A 19,639-nucleotide genomic window follows, 5' to 3' on the forward strand; every position below is an offset into this window, starting at 1 on the left:
GGTGAAACGACATGGCAGACGCCAAGAAGGATAAACTGCAAATCCGCAACAGCACAGTGGATTTCCTTGTGTTCACGAAAGATGCCCATGAGGATGGCATTGAGGTACGGGTACAGGATCACGACGTTTGGCTGACCCAAAAGGCCATTGCACGGCTTTTTGATGTAGACCGGAGCGTTGTGACAAAGCATCTGAAAAATGTATATGAAAGCGGTGAATTGTCCGAAGATGCAACTTGTGCAAATTTTGCACAAGTTGCGGATAACGGAAAAACCTATCACTATAAGTTCTACTCTCTGTCCGCCATCATAGCCGTAGGCTATCGGATCAATTCCGGCAGAGCCACGCAGTTCCGCCAGTGGGCAACCAAGGTGCTGGACACCTTCACCAAGCAGGGGTATGTGCTGGACAAGAGCAGGCTCATCAATGGGCAGATTTTTGATGAGGACTACTTCGATCACCTGATTTCCGAGATTCAGGAGATTCGGGCCAGCGAACGGCGCTTCTATCAGAAAATTACGGATATTTACGCCACTGCTGTGGACTACTCTCTCGATAGCCAGACCACAAAGGATTTCTTTGCCACAGTTCAGAATAAGATGCACTATGCCGTCCATGGCGGCACAGCGGCAGAGGTCATTATGGCACGAGCCGATCACACCAAGGAACACATGGGGCTGACCTCATGGAAGAATGCTCCTGACGGCAAGATTGTCAAGGCAGATGTGTCCGTTGCAAAAAATTACTTATCCATGGATGAAATGCAGGAACTGAACGAAATCGTCACCATGTATCTGGACTATGCTACCCGGCAGGCCAGACGGCATATTCCCATGACCATGGCAGATTGGGCCTCCAAGCTGGACGCTTTTCTGCAATTCAATGATGCAGAGATTCTGCAAAATAAGGGAAAAGTCACCGCTGCCATTGCAAAAGCCTTTGCCGAAAGCGAGTTTGAGCAGTACCGCGTCATTCAGGATCATCTGTATCAGAGCGACTTTGACCGTCTGGTAGCCAGCACGGAACAAAAGAACTAAAGTGTAAAAATGCCCGTTATCGGCCACGCAACCGATAACGGGCATTTGTCATTCATATACAAGCTCGGTCAAAACGATTTCCTCCGCGCGGCTGCGGATGCTGTTCATGCGGCGTACCCATTCCATTTGATCGGCAGCTTTGAGTGCTTCGGTCACGCCTTCTTGCTTCACCATTGCAGAAACGATGATTTCCATGCGCTCGTTGCAGGCTTGGTCGATCTCGGCAAGGTGCCGATGCAGCGTTCCGTTTGTGAGCAGGTTTGTGTAGAAAATAGGGCGATGTTCTTTCAGATAGCTGCGGCGCATATGTCCATACTTGCCAATCTGGTATTCCGGTTCCTCTGGCAGCGCAAGGTTTGGAATGAGATAATCGCCCTCCTGACGGTAAGTGCCGCCCATTTCCTCAAATAGAGATTTCATAAAAATTAGCTCCTTTTTGTGTTGATTTCCAGCGGTTATACGGACTTTTCTTCTCCTTTCCTACAACTGCTGTTCCATTCACCACAAATGAGCCGCAGTCATATGTATTAGGTGGGAGAAACCACCCTTTACATATTAACTCTTGGTTCGATATGGAATTACTCTCGCCTTGCAATTCGTCCTCATGGGACAATCTCGGATAAAGGGCGGTAATGAGGTTTTGGGTGGCTTGTCTTAACATAAAATCCTCCGTTTCCGACAGCCAGCCCCACTATTCCGTAGCTTTATTGTACCACGGAATAGCGGGGGCTGTATAGCGGCAAAAGTGTAAAATCTGCTTCTTTATGGTTTGTCAAATTGCCGGTTTTTGTGTAGCAGCGGCTTCCGCTTCCAGTACCCGCGCCATTTTGTCGGCGGCGGTGGTGGTAGTGTCTTTCTTGAAATAGCCGGACACGACAAGGACGGAATTGCCCATGCGGATTTCCGTCACGCAGTCGGGGCGGCGGGCGGTGCGGGTGTCGTGCTGCTTGTTATCTGCCATAGGCAATACTCCTTTCAGTCGGTAATCAGTTTCTTCATGCTCTCCATTTTCCGCTGCGCGGTTTCCTGCCGGAAGTTGTCGCCGGTAAAGCGTACCGGGACGCACATGGAAAGCAGCCGGTCATAAATCCGGGAATGGGCGGTGTCCTCCGGGTTCCGCAGTTCGTCCAGCGTGAGGTTGGTCGTGACGATCAGCGGCTTGCCGCTGCGGTAGCGGCTGTCAATCACATTGAAAACCTGTTCCAGCCCGTATTCCGTCCCGCGCTCCATGCCGAAGTCGTCAATGATAAGCAGCGGATAGCGGCAAAGGCGGGAAATGTACTCGTTGCGGTTCTCAAAGCTGGCGGCAAGGTCGTTGAGGATAAGGGCAAAATTCGTCATGTGGACGGGGATTTCTTTCTCCATGAGGGCGTTTGCGATACAGCCCGCAAGGTAGCTTTTCCCGGTTCCTACGCCGCCCCAGAACAGGCAGCCGATATTGTCGGCTCGCATATCCTCCCAATGCTCCACATACCGGCGGGCAATCCCGGCCTGCGGGTTCCTGCCGTTGTCGTTCTCAAAAGTCCAGTCCCGCATGGTGGGGTCGGTAAAGCCCCGGCGTTTCAGTTCTTCCACGGCGTCAAGGTACCTGCGCCGCTTCTCGGCGGCCTCCCGTTCCTCGCGGGCGGCTCTCTGGCAGTCGCACTCTGCCGGGTGGCGGTCGCGCCCGAAGATAGCGGCCTTATCCGGCGCAAAATAGGCTTCTTTCGGCTTGCGGCACTTGCCGCAGTACAGTAAACCGTCCTCGCCGGTGTAGTCCTCCGGCTCCGGGGCGGTGGTCGTCATATTCTCCAAAACAGCGTTGATTTCGTTCTTCATAAACTCTCGCCCTCCTTGCATGAGTAGTCTGGTATGCCCTTTTTCGGGGCTTTCTTGGCTGCGTCCTCCTGCGCCCATTTGTAGATTGTGGCGGCATGGCTGCGGTATCGCTTGCCGCTGGACGCGATATGGCAGGATAGCCGGTCAATGTAGTAGTTCCATTTGTCGGGCAGGTCTGCTTTCAGCCCGTCCAGTTCCGATTGCGAAAGAAAGACATTTTCATACCGGCCATAGGCGGCGCGGGCGGGCTGTCCCTTATCTAACTCTCGCTCTCTCTCTTTTTCTATCTCTATCTCTTTCTCTATCTCTATCTCTGGTGGACAAATGTCCGCTTGATATGGTGGACATTTGTCCGCCCCGGCCTTTGGCAAGGCTTTTTGCTCCTGCAAAGCCAGCCTTGCCCGCCGTTTCCGCTCCCCCTCGGTAGAGGATTGGCCGATCAGCAGTTCGATGTTGCTCATATACAGCGCGCCGCTTGGCAGCGGCTCCACAAGCCCCAGCTTCATAAAAATCTGCAAGGCTCGTTCTACGGTGCCGACTTGCTGGCGGGTAATGGTGGCAATCATCTGCGCGGTGTAGGGGATATTTTCATCAAGCTGCAACTTCCCGCCGTTTTTCAGCGATTTCAGGTACAGTTTCAAGAGAATGTTGGAATAGAGGATACCGTCCTGCATACTCTCCAGCAGCACGATAGCGTCCTCGTCAAAGTAATTCTCTTTCAGCTTGAGGTAGTAGTATTTTCGGTTGTCTGACATGGTTCCTCCTTTGGGTGGATTTGGGGCGTTTGTACGCATTTAGAACGCCGTTTCCGGGGGTAAAGGATAAATGTATCGCGTACCCTTTGACACCCACGAAAAAAGCCTTGATTTATGCGGGTTTGAAAGGCTCTAAAGCGTGACATCTCTGCCTTTGTTTCCGCTTTCTCTCGGCGGCTTTGATTTTCTTCATGCGTCCGGCGCAGTCGGGGCAGTATTTTCCCCGGTTGGATTTGGGGACAAATGCCGCGCCGCAGACCGCACACCGTTTCCGGCTCCCCCGGTACAAGAGGGCTGCGGCCAGCTCCCCGTCAAGGGGCAGGACAGCCACACGGAACCAGCGGCACATGAGGGAAAGGGAAATGCTCTGGACGCACACGCAAGGCTCCCCGTCGTCTAACAGCAGGCAGTTCCCCCCGTCATAGTTACAGCACTCATGTACCAGCCGCCGCGCCCGCCGGTGCTGGCGGTAGTCCATGCGGGGCAGCTTATCGCTCATGGATCTGCTCCTTTCTGCGGTGGGGTTCCTCCCGGCGCAAAATCTGGTCGATGTTCCGCTTGACGGTCTGCAACTCCTTGAACCGCTGTTTCTGTTCGTGATAGGTGTTATACAGGCCGTCTTTCTCGGAGATAAGCTGCTCGATCTCGGCCTGCAACGCTTTCCGGGCGGGCAGCTTGGTAATGCCATGCGCCTTGAAATACCGGGCGGCGGCTTCGGCTATGATAAAATCGCTCTCATTTGCCTGCCGGTAGGCGGCGCGGGCTTTTTCGGATTTCTGCGCTTTCAGCCCGTCACGGGCAGGCTTGGTCTTGGCATAGGCAAGTACCTGTTGCTGCAACTCCTTTTTCCCTTGTAGCTTCGTTTCCAGTGCTTTCAGTTCGCCGCTGGTCTGGCGCATTTCCTGATAGGCGGTATCAACGGCGGCTTCTAACTGCTCCGGGGAAGTAAAGCCGTATTCCTGATACACATTCAGCGTCGCGGCCATTTGTTTGAGGTTGTGCATGGTCGCCCAGCGTTCATAGCCCCGGCCTTTGCCCTCGGCTTTCTTCTGCTCAATGTCCACAAGCCGCTGCACGCCGTCTTGTTTCGGGGCGGTTTGTGGGGCTTTTGTGGGCTGTATGCCGGTTTTCCCATGCCGGGGGTATTCGGATATGGCTGCGGCCTTTTCTGTGGCTCTGGCGGCGTTCTGCTCCAAAACGGCAAAGACAGCGGCGCGGTCAAAGTCGTCACCCAGCTTCCGGGCGGTAATGGGTTTCGTCCTGTCCGGCGTGAGATAGGACAGCCGCCCCCGGCTCTCCTTGACGGTCACGCCCTCCCGCAGCAGCAGAGAAGAAAAGTCCTCGAATGAGGTCGCCGCAGACAGCGCAGCGCGTATGGTCTGCCGCAGCTTCTCTTTGTTCGTTTCAAACTTGGTCTGCCGGGGTGTGATACCGCCTGCAATCATGGGGGCGTTCTGCTTGTCCAGCGCGGCCTGTCCCTTTTTCTGCGCCCAATACTCCCGGTCGGTCACGCGGTTCTTGCTGCCGTTCAAGAGGTCGATTTGGTAAAGCCCCTCCCGGTGGCACATCTCCATGACTTCGGACTTGAAGTAGCGCAAGGCAGCGTCGGTACAGCGGTGCTTGCAACCGGCTTTTGTGTCGGCTGGCCTGTCCATATAGGGCAGGAACGGCACTTCCTCAATCCGCAGGCTGTTTATGACGATATGCACATGAATGTTGCCGCTGTGGTTATGCCCGTCCGGGTGGGTGCATACAAGGGCTTGGTGGCCGGGGAAATGCTCGGCGCAAAACTTCTCGCCCAATGCCTGCGCCCGGTCTACGGTCAAGCCATTGTCCGGGCCGTCCCGTGGGTCAAAGCTGATGATATAGTGGTGGCTTTTCACATCTTCCCGCCGCTGGTTCTTCCCGTAGCGGAGATTTGCCCGCATACACGCAACGGCAAAATCCTCCCCGCCGCAGTTCAGCGTGGACAGCCGGTAGTCCTCGCGGGGGATAAGCCTGCCGGTTTCATCAAGGACGGGCTTCATGGTGAACTCGTCATGCTCAAAAAGCAGGTATTGCTCGGCGGCTCCGTAGTCGGCATTTTTAGAGTTGATATGCTTGAGTGTTGCCAACCGCGTCACCTACTTTCTTGAGGACTTCATACTTGAGGGCGGCAAGGTCGGCTATGGCGGCGCGTACCTCGCCGGACAGCGCATTGTAGGGTGCGCCGTACTCGTTCAGATACCGGGCAATCTGATTGAGGTTGCCGCCGATCCTGCCGTACTCGGCGGCCAGCTTCCCGACAGCGGAGAGCAGTTCATCATTGACCGCCGACACATGGATAACGGGGCGTATGGTGGTGCGCCGTATCGCCTGCCGGAGAAATTCCGACTGGCTGATACCATAGGGCGCAAGCCGCTCTGTGAAGTCGGCGTATTCATCTTCGGACAGCCGGGTTTTCACAACGCGGCTGCGGTGGGGTGTGTTGTATCGCTTCGGCATGGGCTGTATACCTCCTTTCACTTATCACAAAAAATGCTCTTATCTGTTAGCCATTTCCGGGGCGAAAGAGAGAAAAAACTTTTCGCCGGACGGAAATCTTTTTGCGGCGCAAGCCGCATAGCAGGGTTTGGGGAAGGCACTCCCCAACAAGTTTCCCGCGAGGGGCAAAACCGCAGAATTGCGGATTTTGGCACCGTGGTAGAAACTTGCTCTAAGAAACTGCCGGACTGCCGTTCACTTCCTACTGCCACTTTTTCAGAAAATCGCAACCAACTTTTTCATAAAAGCTGCTGGATTGCCCTCACTTGCTACTGCCACTTTTTCGGGAAATCTATAACCAGCTTTTTTCATAAAAGGCGGCAGGCTGGCATTCTCCCCCCTTACTCCCTACAACACCGCAAAAAGCAAAAATGACGGACTTTCCGGCAAGAACTTTTCCGGTGGCTCGGTCTTTCCCGACAATAAGGCGTTTTGGAAGCTGTGTTTTGCCCGCTGTTTGATAGAAAACGGGAAATTTCCTTGCTCACATACCAGTACCGACACTTTCCCGATTTGCCAAAAATGGGCGCAAAAAAAGCAGCAAATCTTTTTCGGATTTACTGCTTCATGTGCCGCTGCGGGGCGGCGGGATATTCAGTTTTTATGTTATCGGTCAAACCGGAACTTGAACAGGCTTTCAATCAGCTTTGTTCTGATGTAGTCCTCCATATCAGAGTTATAATAGCCGTTCATCTTGGAGAAGTAGCGGATATATCCGGCGTATCGGTCAAGGACAGCTTGTATTGCTATGGGGTCGCCCTCATGTGCCTTTATGATAGTGTCATAGGGGAGAAGTCGGTTACTCATGGGACAACACCTCCATTTCCTCTTTCAGCCGCTTCAAGGCAAGCTGAATATGCCGCCCGATTGTGCTACGTGTCCAGCCGCTTTGTTCCCCGATTTCTTTCTGCGTCAAGTGCTGGAAGTAATACAAAAAGATTTCCTCCTGCGTTTGTTCCGGCAGCTCGGCAAGAGCAACCGCAAGGGAGCAGCTATCTAAAAGTATCGTCTGCCCCCGGACGGAGAGTGGATAAGTTTCGCCATAGTCTGGCACTTGAAAATACTCGTCTGTGGTGCTTAGTGGAACAAACTTTTCTTCGGTCAAGTATTCAAGGGAGATTTCTCGTTTCCACTTGGCAAACAGCATACGGGCAGCGTCTATGGAAGCATGGCGAATGACTATCCGGCAATAGGCGTTATGGGTGTACTGGATATGTTCTTTGTATTCTTTCTCGGTCATGGAAAATCCCCCTTTCTCTGATGATAGTGAGGGGCGGCAGCACTCCCTGCTGTCGCCCCTTGACTACCCACCAGCAAGGACAGGCGGGGCTGTCAACGGCGGGCGCAGCCCGTTCATCTTGACCGTTGACTGCTCCGGCTGGCTTTGCTATTTACTAACTGATTTGTGGAATAGTACAACATAACAAGTGTTGCACTAAGCAATATTCCACCCACAATATCAGTAAACCAATGCACACCAGATAAAACCCGCCCAATGACCATAAAACTTGCATAGATACCACAAAAAGCATTTACTATATTCCTTAATCTTTTGCTTGAAATCAAATGGTGAAATTGCATAATAGCCGTAGGCATAATGCACATCATAAGCATTGTTGTAGAGGACGGATAAGAGGCTTCCAAAACACCCTCAATCAAAACAGGTCTGTAATTTACAACAAAAAACTCAAAAAAGAGATATGCCAAAAATACAAGCACATAAAAACCGCCTAATACCAAAATACTGCTATCTACACGAAACAGACTTTTCCTTTTAATAAGTTGCACAAGACCTACCATTGCAAATCCGAACATGATAAACAGTACAGCAATACTCAACCAGTCTGTTATACTATATAGCAGCATATTCACACCAAACAGCGTATGAAAATATTGATTGACTTCCGCAAACCCGACAGATGAACCCTGTGGGCCGATTGGCTGCACATCAACAAACATAATTGCCACTGTGTAGAGAATGAACAAAGCCAACAGTCCGGCAGCTACAATAAAATTGTTTTGGATTTTTTTCTTTTCTTCTTTCATTTTTTTGCTCCTTTGTTTTTTATGTATTTGGCTCTTGCCTAATCACACTTTAACTTTGGAGTGAAAAAAACGAAAGAATTTGCCCGTCACATCATTGATACGCTTCGTGTCATGGGCGTTTTAGCAACAAAGCGCCCTTGATAATCAACAAAACAAATGTAAAAAAGGCTACATAAGGTTGAAGGCTTGCAATAAAGATAACAACGCTAATTATAGTCAATATCATAGATAAGATAGTCTTTGTTTTTATCCAAATAATGCTGGAATAATTTTGCAAAGCTAACGTAGCAATACCACAAGCAACTGTTAATAAAATGATTGCAAAATATGCAACTTTTATGAACAATGGTGTTTCCTGTAACGATAGCAAAGACACTTGACGAATTATCTCGCCCCCTTGCTGTCCAAAAAGAGGGATAAAAAACAACATTACAACAGAGCAATCAATCAAGCCAAATACTAAATCACGCATATGCTGTGTTTTTTGGTGACTATCTTTTTCTGCAATACAAATCAGTTCTCTATTGGATAACAGTTCATCTATTGTTACTCCGAAAAATTCTGCAATAGCTTTTAAGGAGTCAATGCTTGGATAGCCACGCCCCGTCTCCCTTAATTAAAGATATTGTTGGGTAAAAAAGAAAGGTCAGTCGATTTTGCCGATGAAGCGGTAGTAGATTTCTACTTCCTGCTCACGGCTTCCGTCCTCGCCCTTGACAGCTTCGTGGACGGTTATTTTTTCAATTAGAGTGTTCAGAAGTTCGGCGGTCAGCTCCACAGGGTTGACATACTGTTTCATTAGGGCAATCCACTTTTCAGCATCCGCTGCGGTCTGTACGGCGGCTTCCATCATTTCGTGAAGCTGTCTTATTTTTGTTTCAAGCTCCTTTTGCTCGTTCTGGTACTTCTCGGACAGCATATTGAAGTTATACTCGGTTATGCGTCCGGCAGACCAGTCCTCATACATTTTAGCAAACAGCCCGTCAACCTCGGCTTTACGCTTCTCTGCCTTTTTCAGCTCCGCAGCCTGCTTTTTCTTCGCAGAGTTCCTTTCCCTGTCGCTGACATTGAGCAGCCGTTTCAGCAGCTTGTCCTCATCTTTCTGTGCCAGCATAGACCAGTATTGCAGTCTTGCAAGCACATAGGCATACAGTACATCATAGCGGATATAGTGCATGGAACACTGGCGTAATCCCTGTCCGTTCTTGCTGCAATGGTAGTACCCGTATGGGTTTTTGTTCTGCTTGTTTTCCCCATAGGCTAAAGACCATCCGCAGTCTGCACATTTTATCAATCCTGCGAAAATCTGTGTCGTACCGTTTCTGCGTTTCCTGCGTCTGCTTGCAATCAGCTCTTGAACTTTTTGGAACACTTCTTCGGAAATGATGGCTTCGTGGGTATTTTCCACACGATACCATTCTTCCTGCGGCTTCCGCACCTTTTTCTTGTTCTTGAATGAAATGTTGCTCTGCTTGTTGTGAACGCTGTGACCGATGTAGGTTTCCTCTTTCAAAATGCTCTTGACCTGTGCAATCGTCCACGCATAGGCTTTTTCTGCGGGCGCACCGGCGTAGATATTGGCGAAAGTCCCGTATCTTTCATAGTTCAGCCAGCCGGGGGTAGGTACTTTTTCCTCCACCAGAATCCGTGTAATGCTGGCGGCTCCACGCCCGTGTACAGCAAGGTCAAAAATCTTCTCTACAATCCAGCGTGTTTCCGGGTCGATCAGAAGATGACCTTTTTTGTCCGGGTCTTTTACATAGCCCAGCGGTGCATAGGCTCCATAGTGTGCGCCATTGGCAAATCTTGTGTGCATGGCAGCCTTGACCTTTTTGCTGGTCTGTCGGGCGTGCATTTCATTCAGGATGTTTAAGAACGGTGCAAGCTCGCTTTCTCCGTTGATGGTGTCCACATTGTCATTGATGGCAATGTAGCGTACTCCCTTGCTGGGGAAATAGATTTCCGTGTACTGACCGGTCAGGATATAGTTTCTTCCCAGACGGGATAAGTCCTTTGTGACAACGCAGTTGATTTTCCCGTCTTCGATGTCATCAATCATCCTTTGGAAACTTGGACGCTCGAAATTTGTCCCACTCCATCCGTCGTCAATGTACTCGTCTACAACGGTCAGCCCATGCTCTGCGGCATACTGTCTAAGCATCATGCGCTGGGTCTGGATACTGCCGCTTTCCCCCTGTAATTCATCGTCACGGCTCAATCTCAAATATAGTGCAGTGTTATAAATCGTTGTATTGTATGGTTGTTTCACGGTTAAAAATCCTCCTTCTAAAAGAAACAACCCACGCTTATACAATACTCGCTGGTACAAGTATATCATAAGCGTGGGCTGATTGACAGTCGTTGTTCCGTATTTTTTCAGGAAGCGGCGGCAGCGTGCTGGATCACATCTTCCAGCAGGCTGTCAAGCGGCTTCCCATCCTGTGCGAAATGCTCCGATACCTTGATACGGACTTTCCCCATGACAAAATACTGGGTGCCGTCTTTTTCGGTAAGCAGGGTGCCGCTGTTTTTGTTATTGCTCTCGTTTTTGCTTTTTGCCATAGGCAGTTACCTCCATAAATGAAATATGCCCGACAAGGGAATGTCAGACAGGTGTACAGCCGCAGACTGTCTCCGTGTCAACCAAACCGTGTCAACCGGCAGAAAAGACTTTGAAAACAATCCATAGGCGCTCTATTATTACTTTTTACTTTTTCTTTGATTTCTTGGTTGACATGGTTGACAAAGGAGAGAAATGCCCCAAATATCAGGCTTTTCCCCGTCAACCGGCTGTCAACCAAAGCGTCAACCAAACTGTCAACCGGTGGCTTTTCAGAATGGAAGTTCCATTTGCCGGGCTTCTTCTTCCGTGATTTCCTGAAAACCGTCCCCCTCCGGCGGAGCTTGGTTGACACGCTCCCAGCCTTTTTGAGAACCGTATTTCTTATACCGCTTCGGGCTTTTGTAGGCTACCCAGCCCTGTATGATGCCGCCCGCAATGCCGGTATTCATAATCTCGCAGATTGCCCGTGTCTCCCAGTCTGCCGGGGAATTTAAGTTCCCCAGCGCTTCCTCATAAAGCTGCTTGGAACATACCCTGTCGCCGGTGTAGTCCTCCAAATAGGCGTAGATCATGCCGGCCTGTGTGTCTTCCTGCATAAAGTCCTGCTGGTGGGCGTTCAGGTATCGGTTCATTTCCATGCTGAATGACAGCTTATACTTCCCACTGCGATAAACCGTCATGGCTTCCGCCCACATCTGTTCGATATACGCCCTCGCCGCCGCTTCATCGTCCAGTATGTGAACCTCCGCCCGTTCCGGGTACACCGTCACGGGGAGAAAGCGCCGGTTGCCGGTGCGGTCACGGGGCAAAAAGTCCTGCCGGTTGGTCGTCCCTCCAAATACACATTGCCGCAGCCGGTCTGCCGGATGTGTCTCATACGGCACTTTGTAGGTTTCTTTCTGGCGGCTTAAGAATGACTTGATTTCCTCAATACTCTTGGCGTTGGCTGTGGCAATCATCTCCGACATCTCGATAATCCAATGCCCTTGCAGCTTGCGGTACACATTTTCATCGTCCAGCTTTTTCAAATCGTCTGAAAACCATTCGTCCCTGCCTGCCAGCAGCCGGAAAAAGGTAGATTTCCCGGCTCCCTGACCACCAACCAGACAGAGCATGACCTCAAACTTGCTCCCCGGTCTGAATACCCGCCGGATGGCTCCCATCAGGAACAGTTTCAAGGCTTCATAGGTGTATTCGTCCGTATCGGCTCCCAGAAAGTGATGCAGGGCGTAACGGATGCGCTCTGTGCCGTCCCATTGCAGGCTGTTCAGGTAATCCCTGACTGGATGGTAGCGGTTTTCATTGGCAACAATCTTGATGGCGCTCTGCACCTTTTTCTCGCTGGTAAGCCCGTAATTTTCTTCCAGATACAAAAGCAGGTAGTTCATGTCCATGTCGGTCAGCGTGGTACTGGTGCGCTCCCAGCCCAGCGGCTTCACAATGTCAATCTGCTCCGTCAAAAGGTTCAGGCGCAGCGCCCCGCGAAACAGAGGGTCACGCTGGAACACCGTCAGGCAGTTTCGGATGCTGTTCTTCACGCCGCCTTTCTGCGTCCCCTCTAATGTTTCCCGGATTTCTGCCGGTGTCTGCGCCGGTTCCATTGTGTCCATCGTCCTTTTGACCGCTTCCTGCGTTTCCGGCGGCAAGCTCTGAAATTCGCTGTTCAAGCCGCAACACCTCCTTTCCCTGTGCGGCGATCAATGCCGCTTTTTCTTCTATTTCTCCGTATAACAAAATATCCAAAAGGTATTCTGTGTAGCTTATCCTCTGCAACGCTTCCACAAAAAGAGGATGCCAGATGGCATCCTGCGGCTGTGGGGCGTGTGCTGTTTTCCAATGCTCCAGCAGGCGCAGATAATCGCATAGCACCCGGAAACAATACCGTTCCGTTTCCTGAAATCTCTGCTCCGCTGATTTTTGTCGGGGCTGTGACCTGTTGTGACGCTTCCTATCTGGCGGCGCATTGCCGGATTTCTCATAGGAAACGCCGAAGTCCTCCGCAAGCCTGACCGCAGCTTCCCGTTTCCCCAATCCATGCAGCAAAGCGGCAAAGTCGATCACATCCCCGGAAGCCCCGCAGCCGAAGCAGTAAAAGCGGCTGTCCACTTTCATGCTGGGCGTGCGGTCATTGTGGAATGGACAGCAGACCATGCCGTTTCTCCCCACCCGGATTCCATAGAATGAAGCAGCCTGCCGGGTGGTAACAGACTGTTTCACCGCTTCAAATACATTCAAATGCTCCCTCCATAAAAATACTGGTAGCGGTAAAGCTGCCGGTTATATCATAGCTCCATCTCATGTTTCTTTCTCTGTACTGCCTGTGGCTGCTCCCTCCGGCGCAGTGCGGTATCTACGGCGTTCTGCACCTGCCGTAGCCGTATGACTTCCTCCCGGAGTGGCTTGTGCTGCGGAGACAGTTCGGCATACTCTGTTTTTAACTGTGCGTATTCCTGTTTCCATGCTTTCAGGGCAATGGGTTTTCCGTCCAGTTTTTCTTTCAAAATACGGCGGGCGGCATAAAACAGCCGTAACTCCGCATCGTGGGATGTTTCAAATTTCTCCCTCTGTTTCTTAAACTTGATATTGTTCAATTCCGTATGAACAGGTTTTAGCCGCTGGTAATTCTCGCCCTCCCGTATCAATTCCTGCAATTCCTTTATCCGGGCAGATTTCTTTTTCATGGAGTCGCTTAACGCTTCAAATTCTTCGTTGACAGAGGAAAGACGCTCCTGCAAATCCTCTAATGTGAGCAGCTTGTTTTCCGTCAGATAATTGACGGCTTCGGCAAACTGCTTTAAGTTTCCGGTTCTGGCTTTATTGCTCCATGCCCCTGCGTTGCGCTGGTTGTAATAAGCGATCAACAGGTCGGCAAGGCTCGGTGTCTGCGGTTTGGAAAGTTCTTCTTTTACCTCTGCCATCCAGACAAACAGGGCTTTGATCTTCTTCCTCACATCCTGCATGAGCCGGTTGGTGGCTTTAATCCAGCGGTTCAGTTCCCCTTTCTCGGTGCGGATGCCCTTTGCTTCCATCTGCCGGACATTAGCTCCCTCGTGGACAGTAGGTATCAGGTCAAGCCCCTGCCGCACATAGGAACGGTGGTCGATACGCACATCCAGCCCTTTTTCCTCAAATTTTGTATTAACGGCAGCCGCCCACTGCTCCCGCCAGTGTTCCAGCGTTTCCGGCTCATGCCAGTCTGTTGTATGGACAGCGTTAAACATATAATCGCCGTTTTTATCCCGGATTCGGTTTCCATCTTCATCAAGAAGATATTCCCGACGCTGTTTTTGTCCCCATGTGCCATCCGGGTTCAAAGGGCGCATGGTTGTCATCACATGAAAATGCGGGTTAGGGATGCCGCCGTCCTCTTTCTCCGGGCTGTGAAAAGCAAGGTCGGCAATCATGCCTTTTGTCACAAACTGCTCCTGTACGAACTTCCTCGCCAGCTCCATGTTTTCTTCCAGCGTCAATTCATTCTGCATGGCAATATCAAAGGAATAGGCAAGCTGTGCTTTTGGATGTTTCTCGCAGTTCTCCACAGCATTCCAGAGGGTCGCCCGGTCAAGATATATTTCCGGCGCATGGGGTGGCAGCATGATTTCCGAAGCGATCACGCCGCCCTTTTTGGTGTAGTCGCTGACTTCTCCATAGTAGCTGCTGTAAAGACGCTCCCCGGCTCGATAGGCTGCGCTGGCAATGGCGCTCTGACCGGCGCTGCGCTTGATCTGTGCGATTGAAAAATGATAAAGTGCTATCCTTAGTCACCGCCTTTCTCCTGCCCGGAAATACGGGCGTGGTTCTCTGTGGCAGACCGGATGAAATGCTCCGCCTGCGGCAGATTCAAAATGCTTTCCATGAGGGAATAAAATTCCGCTTCGGATAGCTCCTTTGTCTGTGGTGCAATGCTCTCAATAGCTGCCCCACGGGTAATCAGCCGGTGCGTCCTCTGTTTCCGGGAACCGCTTTCCAGATACGCCTGCCGGTTTTTCAAACGCTGCATTTTCCGTTTTTCCTGTTCCAGCAGGACAGTGGTTTTTTCATATTCCTGCTTCAACTGTTCCAAAGATTTTTCCATGTTCTCACATCCTTTGCTGATAAGATAAAGAAAGACCATCCGCAGACAGTCCGTGTGTCAGTGCTTCTATAAAACCCGATGAAAAGGGAAAACCGCAGAGCGGATTTCTCTTTGCGGCGGGTACACAGGGGATAGCCGCTTTAGCGGCGCAAGGGGGTGTAGCCACCTTGTCGGAGCGAAGCGAACGCAGACCTCGGATTGCTGATTTTATCAGCGGCAGAGGTAAGCTCCGCAGGACGCACGATACATGGTCTTTAGACTATGTATAGAAGTGCGCCCTTAGTTCCTAAGGGATTTTGCCGTTTCCGGCAGTCTTGTCCTTTTTCTTGGAACGCTTGGAAAGATACTTCGGGCAGTCAACCACAACCGCCCGGAAGCTCTGTTTACATTCGTGCTGGCATTTCCGGCACAGTTCGTTGTAAGTGATACGGCTGCGGTCATTTAAGAAGAAAGACCATTCCAACCGCCGCTTGTTACTCATTCTTGCCATAACCGGCTCCTTTCTCCGTTTCTATCTGATGTACGCAGATAGGCTGTTTTGATGTAGCGTCTCGGTATCATTTTTAAGTTTTTTTCCCTCTGTATGCCCCTTTGGAAAGTGCGGCAGTATTGCAAGTCAGGGAATGATACCTCACGCTTATTTGTCGCTTCCCGGTACGGTTTCGGAGCCTTTTGCCATCCATTCAAAGAAAGCAATTTTGCTGACCTTGATAAGTCTGCCCCTGCGGAACGCTGGAAAGCCGGGTGTGTGTACCAGCTCATAGGCGCTCGCTCTTGAAATTCCCATAATCCGCTGAATGTCCGCCACATCCAGAACCAGCGGTAAATCCTCGTAGCTGTTCAATCTCTTTTTATCGTTCATTCTGTTCCTCCCATAAATCAAATAGGTTAAAATGCTTCCTGTTGCCGTTCTCCCCAAAAGCCGTTTTCCTGCCCCATTCCTGCGGTGTTTCCCTGCATTGGTGCGCCGAATGCGTCACTTCTCCTGCCGGTCATATCCCTTTTGGACGGTCATTCACTTGTCAAGGTACTGTGCGGTACGAAATTACCAACCGCAATCATCATAGCGTACTATCCTTGACAAAACAATGATTCTGCGATACCATGAGTGTAACGGATATAACTGAATTATATAATTACCATAAACAAAGGCAGGGGATAGGGATGGAGAATCAGTTTATACGGCATGAGCCATGTTTTGAGAGGATTTTGTTTGTCCTGACGCTGGACAGGAAGAAAATGAAAGAGCGGATTTTGATTGGGGAAGAACAGCAGATCCGCTTCCGTCTGAACGGGAGCCAAAACGCAGAGGTGCTTTGTGATATGACACGCCCACTGGGAACTTTTTTGATAAACTTTGAGCGTGACACGGACAGAGACTGGAACTTATACGGGCTTTCTCCGCTGCGGCAAGCTCTCCACTCCAACCGATGGAAACAGCCGGAGCTGGAGCAGGCGGCAAGCGAATTTCTTTGGGAGAAATATCTTAGCAACGACCCTCTGAAAATGTATGTGGCGTTCCGTATCTGGAACAGCTATCTGCTTGCCAGAGAACCCCGTGACCGTAACGCTGCCTGTGACCGCTTCATGGATAAAATGAGCAGACTGACCGGGGTATTCCAAAACGAAACCATGAGCTTTGACAGGGAGACAGGAAAACCAAAACAATTTCAAGCTGGCAGCCTTTATTTCAAAGGCGCACCGTCAGAAGATACCCGGCTTGACCTCTGGTTCCCGGACAACCGGCGCACAGAAGAATGTGTGTCTGCCTATGCGTCCCTCTACCCGTTGATTACCTATTATCTGAACAGGCTGAATGACTGGGGGCTTTGCTTCCGGCGGTGCAAGGTCTGTGGAAAATATTTTCTGGCAAAGAGCCAGCGGTATGAGCTGTGCAGCGACAAGTGCCGAAAAGCACAGGCGCTTCAAAACAAGCGGGAATTTGACGAGAGGTCAAGAGAAAATAACTATGACCTGCTTTATAAAAATGAATGCCAGAACTGGCGCAACAAAATAAACCGGGTAAAAAATACCGCAGGCTTTCCGGCTGACCGTCTGGAAAAAATACAGGCTTCCTTTTCCGACTTTAAGAAAGAAGCCTTACAGAGAAAAAAGGCTGTAAAAACAGGAACGGCCAGCCCGAAAGAATTTACGGACTGGCTGTATCAGCAGAGTAATGTAATTGTTGAGCTGACCGAGATATGAAAAACTTTCTATCGTCAATTTCGCATTATTGCAATAACAGATTGCTTCTTCCATGAATGGTAATATTATCATCAAACTTTTGGAAGAACTATAAATGTCCGAGGTGCCTTTGATTTCGACAAAAAAACAGGCTGAATTGTTACAAAGCTCGGACATTTCAAAAATTTCTTTGAGAAAAGGCGAAAAAAGCGGGGCAGCACACGCCGCCCCGCCGATCCCATACGATTATTCCATTGCCCGCATTTGTTCAATCAGGGATTGTTTTTTCTGTCTGCGGATTGTCCATACAGACAAGATCAGTTCCATTCCGAATAATACCAGAATGAACAATCCCATTTCCAAAACTGGGAATTTGTAAGGTACTACATTTCCGCCAAAAGTAGCTATACTTATTTCTCTACTTGCAACAATAGAAATAGGAAATCCGACAATCAGGATTGCCAATGTTGCAAAGAACGCATAGCACAGACCCTCGCATATATTCATTTTGCATAACTGTTTTTGTGTCAGACCAATGGAACGCAAAACACTGTTTTCCTGTTTTCTGGACATCTGATTAGAGAGGGTCGTATTGATGAGGTTGATAACGCCAAAGAGGAACACCAACCATGAAAGAACCTGCATACTACCAAACACCGCAGAATTTTGTGATTTTTCAGCCGCAATCGCTGTATCTATTTCATCTAAAGCAAGGTTACTGTGTTCGGCTACAATATTTTTCAGTTCAGCTTTTACAGTTTCAGCTTTTTTCGGATTGCTTACAATGCTCCATGAGTAATCAAAGGTAGTAATTTCCGGGTACAGTTCGTAGAATAAATCTTTTGGAGCAAAGAAAACAGAGCCATCTGTATGAGCGCGTCCATGCCCGAAAATCACAGGCATTTTTGAAAGGGAAAACACTCCCGATATTGTAACAGGGATGGACTGCTTACCATCTATTGAAGAAAATTCAACGGTGGAACCGACGCCCATATCTTCAAAATACGCTACAATCTGGTCGTGAATTACGATACTATGAGAATCTGTCGGCATCGTTCCCTCTGTCAATGCAGCCTCAACCATAGCATAGTTCTGGTCGGTCAGCGTATCACATATTCCTGAATTTTGGTTAGCATCTGTTTTAATGCTGGTATGGAGCGATTGTCTGGCTACGATTATATCCGTAACACCATCAACAGATAAAACTTCCTGCTTTAGTTCCTCGTTTAGCGGATTACCTTTTACTAACATTTCTTCCGATAGATCTTGGAGATATATTTTGTAATCGCTGTCAGGAAAATATAATCTCGCAATTTGTTCTGGTGAGCGCACTAAAACAATGGAAGATACCACCATCAGCAAAATTCCGCCGATACTCAAAGATGCTACAATACTGATTGTCTTTTTTCGGTCACGCTTAAAATTCGCAATTCCCATTGAAACAGGATTGAGCTTGATATTCTTTTTCCGGCTGCGGATGTCCTTTTGCACCGGGGTAAAACGGACGGCTTCAATGGGGGAAATCCCTGCCGCGATTTTCACCGGCTTACGGATGGAAATAGACACCATGATCCAACTGCTTATGAGTGTCAGGGAAACCATAACGACATAGGAAACAGCGTTAAATCCCTTGGAAAACAGAAGAAAACCGCAGCATACGCCCAGCACTGTACCAACCAAAATTCCGATACTGCCGAGTTTGCGTCCCTCCCGCTTTACAATCCGCTTGATTTGCTTTGGCGTTGCACCAATCGTCCGAAGCTGTCCGTAGCTCCTGATTTTGTCATTGATGGAGATACGGAAGATACTCTGAATCACAATATAGCCGCCGATCAGAACAATAACAATCACACCAACAATCGGTAAAAAATCAAAGGATTTAGAAGCATAAGCAAAATACTTGTTGTTCATGCTGGGATTAGGAAGCTGATATTCCTCTGCAATCTCCCTGCAATAAGAGGTTATCAGTTCCTCGCCCAACTGGTCGCTGTTTTTGAAATGGACATAGGCGCGATACCCAGCCGGATCAAACCCTTTCCATTCTGTCAGGGCAGCTTTGGAAAGAATGATAGCGCAGGTATTCGCTTCTTTTTCATTTACGCTGTCCATAATGCCGGTAACGACATAATCACCATGAAAACTCTCGGTATCTAAGGTCACACTGTCCCCGATCTTGGCATTGTTTCCATAGGTGGAGAGAAAGTATTCGCTTACGACAACTTCATTTGCTTTTTGGGGCAGATTCCCCTCCAATAGCTTCATTTGGTCGCGCCCAATCTCCATCATTTCTGCGTCATTATATACATAAGAGGCATGATAGCCCTGTTCCGAAAGTTCCTCACCGAGCATATAGTAGCCGCCTACGCGCTCAAACTCCGGCAGTCCTTTCAGGGTTTCAATGTCGTTTTCCTCTACGCCCAGCCAGACCGCCTCATAAGTATCGACAACCTGATTGCGCTGCATTTGTGTCAGGGAAGTAGCTACAATTCCCGTAAAGCAGATCAGAAATGCCGCCAGCGCAACGGCGATCACTACCATCAGATTCCGGCGCTTCTCGCTTTGCAAACTTTTCTTTGCCAGCTTCTTTGTAATGGCGCTGGTATCATTTTCAAAAGGCCATGTCATAGCCTGCCACCTC

23 protein-coding genes are annotated in these 19,639 nt (G+C 49.6%); 2 read left to right on the top strand and 21 right to left on the bottom strand.

Translation table 11 applies throughout. The annotated features are described in order from the left end of the window. Nucleotides 1-11 precede the first annotated feature (11 nt). Nucleotides 12-1,037 (top strand): virulence RhuM family protein, encoded by a 1,026-nt coding sequence (locus tag BQ5383_RS08160; RefSeq protein WP_071431002.1) that lies wholly within the window; start codon nucleotides 12-14, stop codon nucleotides 1,035-1,037. Nucleotides 1,038-1,085: 48 nt separating this feature from the next. On the opposite strand, the gene BQ5383_RS08165 is transcribed toward BQ5383_RS08160, so the two are convergent. The 20 genes from BQ5383_RS08165 to BQ5383_RS08255 all read right to left on the bottom strand — a co-directional run bounded on the left by BQ5383_RS08165 (nucleotide 1,086) and on the right by BQ5383_RS08255 (nucleotide 15,679). After that, entirely contained in the window at nucleotides 1,086-1,457 is a 372-nt protein-coding gene (locus tag BQ5383_RS08165) for a TnpV protein (RefSeq protein ID WP_071431004.1), read from the bottom strand. Then, nucleotides 1,441-1,698 (bottom strand): hypothetical protein, encoded by a 258-nt coding sequence (locus BQ5383_RS20050; protein WP_076944466.1) that lies wholly within the window; start codon nucleotides 1,696-1,698, stop codon nucleotides 1,441-1,443. Before BQ5383_RS20050 ends, BQ5383_RS08165 begins: the two co-directional genes overlap by 17 nt. A gap of 111 nt (nucleotides 1,699-1,809) precedes the next feature. After that, nucleotides 1,810-1,998: a transposon-encoded TnpW family protein gene (locus BQ5383_RS08170; RefSeq protein WP_020995296.1), complete on the bottom strand. Its 189-nt coding sequence runs from the start codon at nucleotides 1,996-1,998 to the stop codon at nucleotides 1,810-1,812. A 14-nt stretch (nucleotides 1,999-2,012) separates the two neighbouring features. Further along, nucleotides 2,013-2,855 carry an ATP-binding protein gene (locus tag BQ5383_RS08175; RefSeq protein WP_021659607.1) on the bottom strand — a complete coding sequence of 281 codons (843 nt, stop codon included), beginning with the start codon at nucleotides 2,853-2,855 and terminating at the stop codon, nucleotides 2,013-2,015. Beyond that, nucleotides 2,852-3,610 (bottom strand): phage replisome organizer N-terminal domain-containing protein, encoded by a 759-nt coding sequence (locus BQ5383_RS08180; RefSeq protein ID WP_021659606.1) that lies wholly within the window; start codon nucleotides 3,608-3,610, stop codon nucleotides 2,852-2,854. The genes BQ5383_RS08175 and BQ5383_RS08180 overlap by 4 nt, the downstream gene beginning before the upstream one ends. Before the next feature lie 112 nt (nucleotides 3,611-3,722). Further along, on the bottom strand, nucleotides 3,723-4,109 hold the full coding sequence (locus BQ5383_RS08185) for a cysteine-rich VLP domain-containing protein (RefSeq protein ID WP_071431006.1): 387 nt from the start codon (nucleotides 4,107-4,109) through the stop codon (nucleotides 3,723-3,725). Then, nucleotides 4,099-5,724: a relaxase/mobilization nuclease domain-containing protein gene (locus BQ5383_RS08190; RefSeq protein WP_071431008.1), complete on the bottom strand. Its 1,626-nt coding sequence runs from the start codon at nucleotides 5,722-5,724 to the stop codon at nucleotides 4,099-4,101. Before BQ5383_RS08190 ends, BQ5383_RS08185 begins: the two co-directional genes overlap by 11 nt. Next, nucleotides 5,696-6,094 (bottom strand): plasmid mobilization protein, encoded by a 399-nt coding sequence (locus tag BQ5383_RS08195; protein WP_021661440.1) that lies wholly within the window; start codon nucleotides 6,092-6,094, stop codon nucleotides 5,696-5,698. The genes BQ5383_RS08190 and BQ5383_RS08195 overlap by 29 nt, the downstream gene beginning before the upstream one ends. Before the next feature lie 645 nt (nucleotides 6,095-6,739). Then, the gene (locus tag BQ5383_RS08200; RefSeq protein WP_021661436.1) at nucleotides 6,740-6,940 is read right to left on the bottom strand and encodes a helix-turn-helix domain-containing protein; all 201 of its coding nucleotides are present in this window, start codon (nucleotides 6,938-6,940) and stop codon (nucleotides 6,740-6,742) included. Beyond that, complete coding sequence (locus BQ5383_RS08205; protein ID WP_021661435.1) at nucleotides 6,933-7,373, bottom strand: RNA polymerase sigma factor; 441 nt, start codon at nucleotides 7,371-7,373, stop codon at nucleotides 6,933-6,935. Before BQ5383_RS08205 ends, BQ5383_RS08200 begins: the two co-directional genes overlap by 8 nt. A gap of 113 nt (nucleotides 7,374-7,486) precedes the next feature. After that, on the bottom strand, nucleotides 7,487-8,179 hold the full coding sequence (locus BQ5383_RS08210; protein WP_021661434.1) for a phosphatase PAP2 family protein: 693 nt from the start codon (nucleotides 8,177-8,179) through the stop codon (nucleotides 7,487-7,489). 109 nt (nucleotides 8,180-8,288) lie between these two features. After that, a complete protein-coding gene (locus tag BQ5383_RS08215; RefSeq protein WP_071431009.1) occupies nucleotides 8,289-8,651 on the bottom strand; it encodes a hypothetical protein in 363 nt (120 codons plus the stop codon). Between the two features lie 174 nt (nucleotides 8,652-8,825). Continuing rightward, nucleotides 8,826-10,517, bottom strand: coding sequence for a recombinase family protein (locus BQ5383_RS08220; RefSeq protein ID WP_243182705.1), 1,692 nt, complete (start codon nucleotides 10,515-10,517; stop codon nucleotides 8,826-8,828). Between the two features lie 38 nt (nucleotides 10,518-10,555). Beyond that, complete coding sequence (locus BQ5383_RS08225; RefSeq protein ID WP_004849804.1) at nucleotides 10,556-10,741, bottom strand: hypothetical protein; 186 nt, start codon at nucleotides 10,739-10,741, stop codon at nucleotides 10,556-10,558. Between the two features lie 270 nt (nucleotides 10,742-11,011). Then, nucleotides 11,012-12,352 carry a virulence-associated E family protein gene (locus BQ5383_RS08230; protein ID WP_009321442.1) on the bottom strand — a complete coding sequence of 447 codons (1,341 nt, stop codon included), beginning with the start codon at nucleotides 12,350-12,352 and terminating at the stop codon, nucleotides 11,012-11,014. Beyond that, complete coding sequence (locus BQ5383_RS08235; RefSeq protein WP_014079457.1) at nucleotides 12,237-12,977, bottom strand: CHC2 zinc finger domain-containing protein; 741 nt, start codon at nucleotides 12,975-12,977, stop codon at nucleotides 12,237-12,239. The genes BQ5383_RS08230 and BQ5383_RS08235 overlap by 116 nt, the downstream gene beginning before the upstream one ends. A 47-nt stretch (nucleotides 12,978-13,024) precedes the next feature. Next, nucleotides 13,025-14,497, bottom strand: coding sequence for a MobQ family relaxase (gene mobQ, locus BQ5383_RS08240; RefSeq protein WP_074104019.1), 1,473 nt, complete (start codon nucleotides 14,495-14,497; stop codon nucleotides 13,025-13,027). A gap of 2 nt (nucleotides 14,498-14,499) precedes the next feature. Continuing rightward, entirely contained in the window at nucleotides 14,500-14,817 is a 318-nt protein-coding gene (locus BQ5383_RS08245; protein WP_008816380.1) for a DUF3847 domain-containing protein, read from the bottom strand. 286 nt (nucleotides 14,818-15,103) lie between these two features. Further along, nucleotides 15,104-15,307, bottom strand: coding sequence for a hypothetical protein (locus BQ5383_RS08250; protein ID WP_004614949.1), 204 nt, complete (start codon nucleotides 15,305-15,307; stop codon nucleotides 15,104-15,106). A 147-nt stretch (nucleotides 15,308-15,454) separates the two neighbouring features. Next, nucleotides 15,455-15,679, bottom strand: coding sequence for a helix-turn-helix domain-containing protein (locus tag BQ5383_RS08255; RefSeq protein ID WP_005362423.1), 225 nt, complete (start codon nucleotides 15,677-15,679; stop codon nucleotides 15,455-15,457). 377 nt (nucleotides 15,680-16,056) lie between these two features. Between BQ5383_RS08255 and BQ5383_RS08260 the strand changes: the two genes are divergently transcribed. Beyond that, nucleotides 16,057-17,022: a DUF6076 domain-containing protein gene (locus tag BQ5383_RS08260; protein ID WP_270441363.1), complete on the top strand. Its 966-nt coding sequence runs from the start codon at nucleotides 16,057-16,059 to the stop codon at nucleotides 17,020-17,022. A gap of 225 nt (nucleotides 17,023-17,247) precedes the next feature. Here the strand turns inward: BQ5383_RS08260 and BQ5383_RS08265 are convergent, their stop codons facing one another. Continuing rightward, nucleotides 17,248-19,626 carry an ABC transporter permease gene (locus tag BQ5383_RS08265; protein ID WP_071431014.1) on the bottom strand — a complete coding sequence of 793 codons (2,379 nt, stop codon included), beginning with the start codon at nucleotides 19,624-19,626 and terminating at the stop codon, nucleotides 17,248-17,250. Between the last annotated feature and the right edge of the window lie 13 nt (nucleotides 19,627-19,639).

The organism is Angelakisella massiliensis (genome assembly GCF_900104675.1).
GTDB classification, from domain to species: Bacteria; Bacillota; Clostridia; order Oscillospirales; family Ruminococcaceae; genus Angelakisella; species Angelakisella massiliensis.

What these genes read in the sequence shown, in the direction of transcription:
- BQ5383_RS08165 (WP_071431004.1), bottom strand. Translation starts at nt 1,457, where the DNA reads ATGAAATCTCTATTTGAGGAAATGGGCGGCACTTACCGTCAGGAGGGC.
- BQ5383_RS08230 (WP_009321442.1), bottom strand. Translation starts at nt 12,352, where the DNA reads ATGGACACAATGGAACCGGCGCAGACACCGGCAGAAATCCGGGAAACA.
- BQ5383_RS08205 (WP_021661435.1), bottom strand. Translation starts at nt 7,373, where the DNA reads ATGACCGAGAAAGAATACAAAGAACATATCCAGTACACCCATAACGCC.
- BQ5383_RS08265 (WP_071431014.1), bottom strand. Translation starts at nt 19,626, where the DNA reads ATGACATGGCCTTTTGAAAATGATACCAGCGCCATTACAAAGAAGCTG.
- BQ5383_RS08170 (WP_020995296.1), bottom strand. Translation starts at nt 1,998, where the DNA reads ATGGCAGATAACAAGCAGCACGACACCCGCACCGCCCGCCGCCCCGAC.
- BQ5383_RS08260 (WP_270441363.1), top strand. Translation starts at nt 16,057, where the DNA reads ATGAAAGAGCGGATTTTGATTGGGGAAGAACAGCAGATCCGCTTCCGT.
- BQ5383_RS08255 (WP_005362423.1), bottom strand. Translation starts at nt 15,679, where the DNA reads ATGAACGATAAAAAGAGATTGAACAGCTACGAGGATTTACCGCTGGTT.
- BQ5383_RS08200 (WP_021661436.1), bottom strand. Translation starts at nt 6,940, where the DNA reads ATGAGTAACCGACTTCTCCCCTATGACACTATCATAAAGGCACATGAG.
- BQ5383_RS08210 (WP_021661434.1), bottom strand. Translation starts at nt 8,179, where the DNA reads ATGAAAGAAGAAAAGAAAAAAATCCAAAACAATTTTATTGTAGCTGCC.
- BQ5383_RS08180 (WP_021659606.1), bottom strand. Translation starts at nt 3,610, where the DNA reads ATGTCAGACAACCGAAAATACTACTACCTCAAGCTGAAAGAGAATTAC.
- BQ5383_RS08220 (WP_243182705.1), bottom strand. Translation starts at nt 10,517, where the DNA reads ATGATATACTTGTACCAGCGAGTATTGTATAAGCGTGGGTTGTTTCTT.
- BQ5383_RS08245 (WP_008816380.1), bottom strand. Translation starts at nt 14,817, where the DNA reads ATGGAAAAATCTTTGGAACAGTTGAAGCAGGAATATGAAAAAACCACT.
- BQ5383_RS08195 (WP_021661440.1), bottom strand. Translation starts at nt 6,094, where the DNA reads ATGCCGAAGCGATACAACACACCCCACCGCAGCCGCGTTGTGAAAACC.
- BQ5383_RS20050 (WP_076944466.1), bottom strand. Translation starts at nt 1,698, where the DNA reads ATGTTAAGACAAGCCACCCAAAACCTCATTACCGCCCTTTATCCGAGA.
- BQ5383_RS08250 (WP_004614949.1), bottom strand. Translation starts at nt 15,307, where the DNA reads ATGGCAAGAATGAGTAACAAGCGGCGGTTGGAATGGTCTTTCTTCTTA.
- BQ5383_RS08185 (WP_071431006.1), bottom strand. Translation starts at nt 4,109, where the DNA reads ATGAGCGATAAGCTGCCCCGCATGGACTACCGCCAGCACCGGCGGGCG.
- BQ5383_RS08160 (WP_071431002.1), top strand. Translation starts at nt 12, where the DNA reads ATGGCAGACGCCAAGAAGGATAAACTGCAAATCCGCAACAGCACAGTG.
- BQ5383_RS08175 (WP_021659607.1), bottom strand. Translation starts at nt 2,855, where the DNA reads ATGAAGAACGAAATCAACGCTGTTTTGGAGAATATGACGACCACCGCC.
- BQ5383_RS08225 (WP_004849804.1), bottom strand. Translation starts at nt 10,741, where the DNA reads ATGGCAAAAAGCAAAAACGAGAGCAATAACAAAAACAGCGGCACCCTG.
- BQ5383_RS08215 (WP_071431009.1), bottom strand. Translation starts at nt 8,651, where the DNA reads ATGCGTGATTTAGTATTTGGCTTGATTGATTGCTCTGTTGTAATGTTG.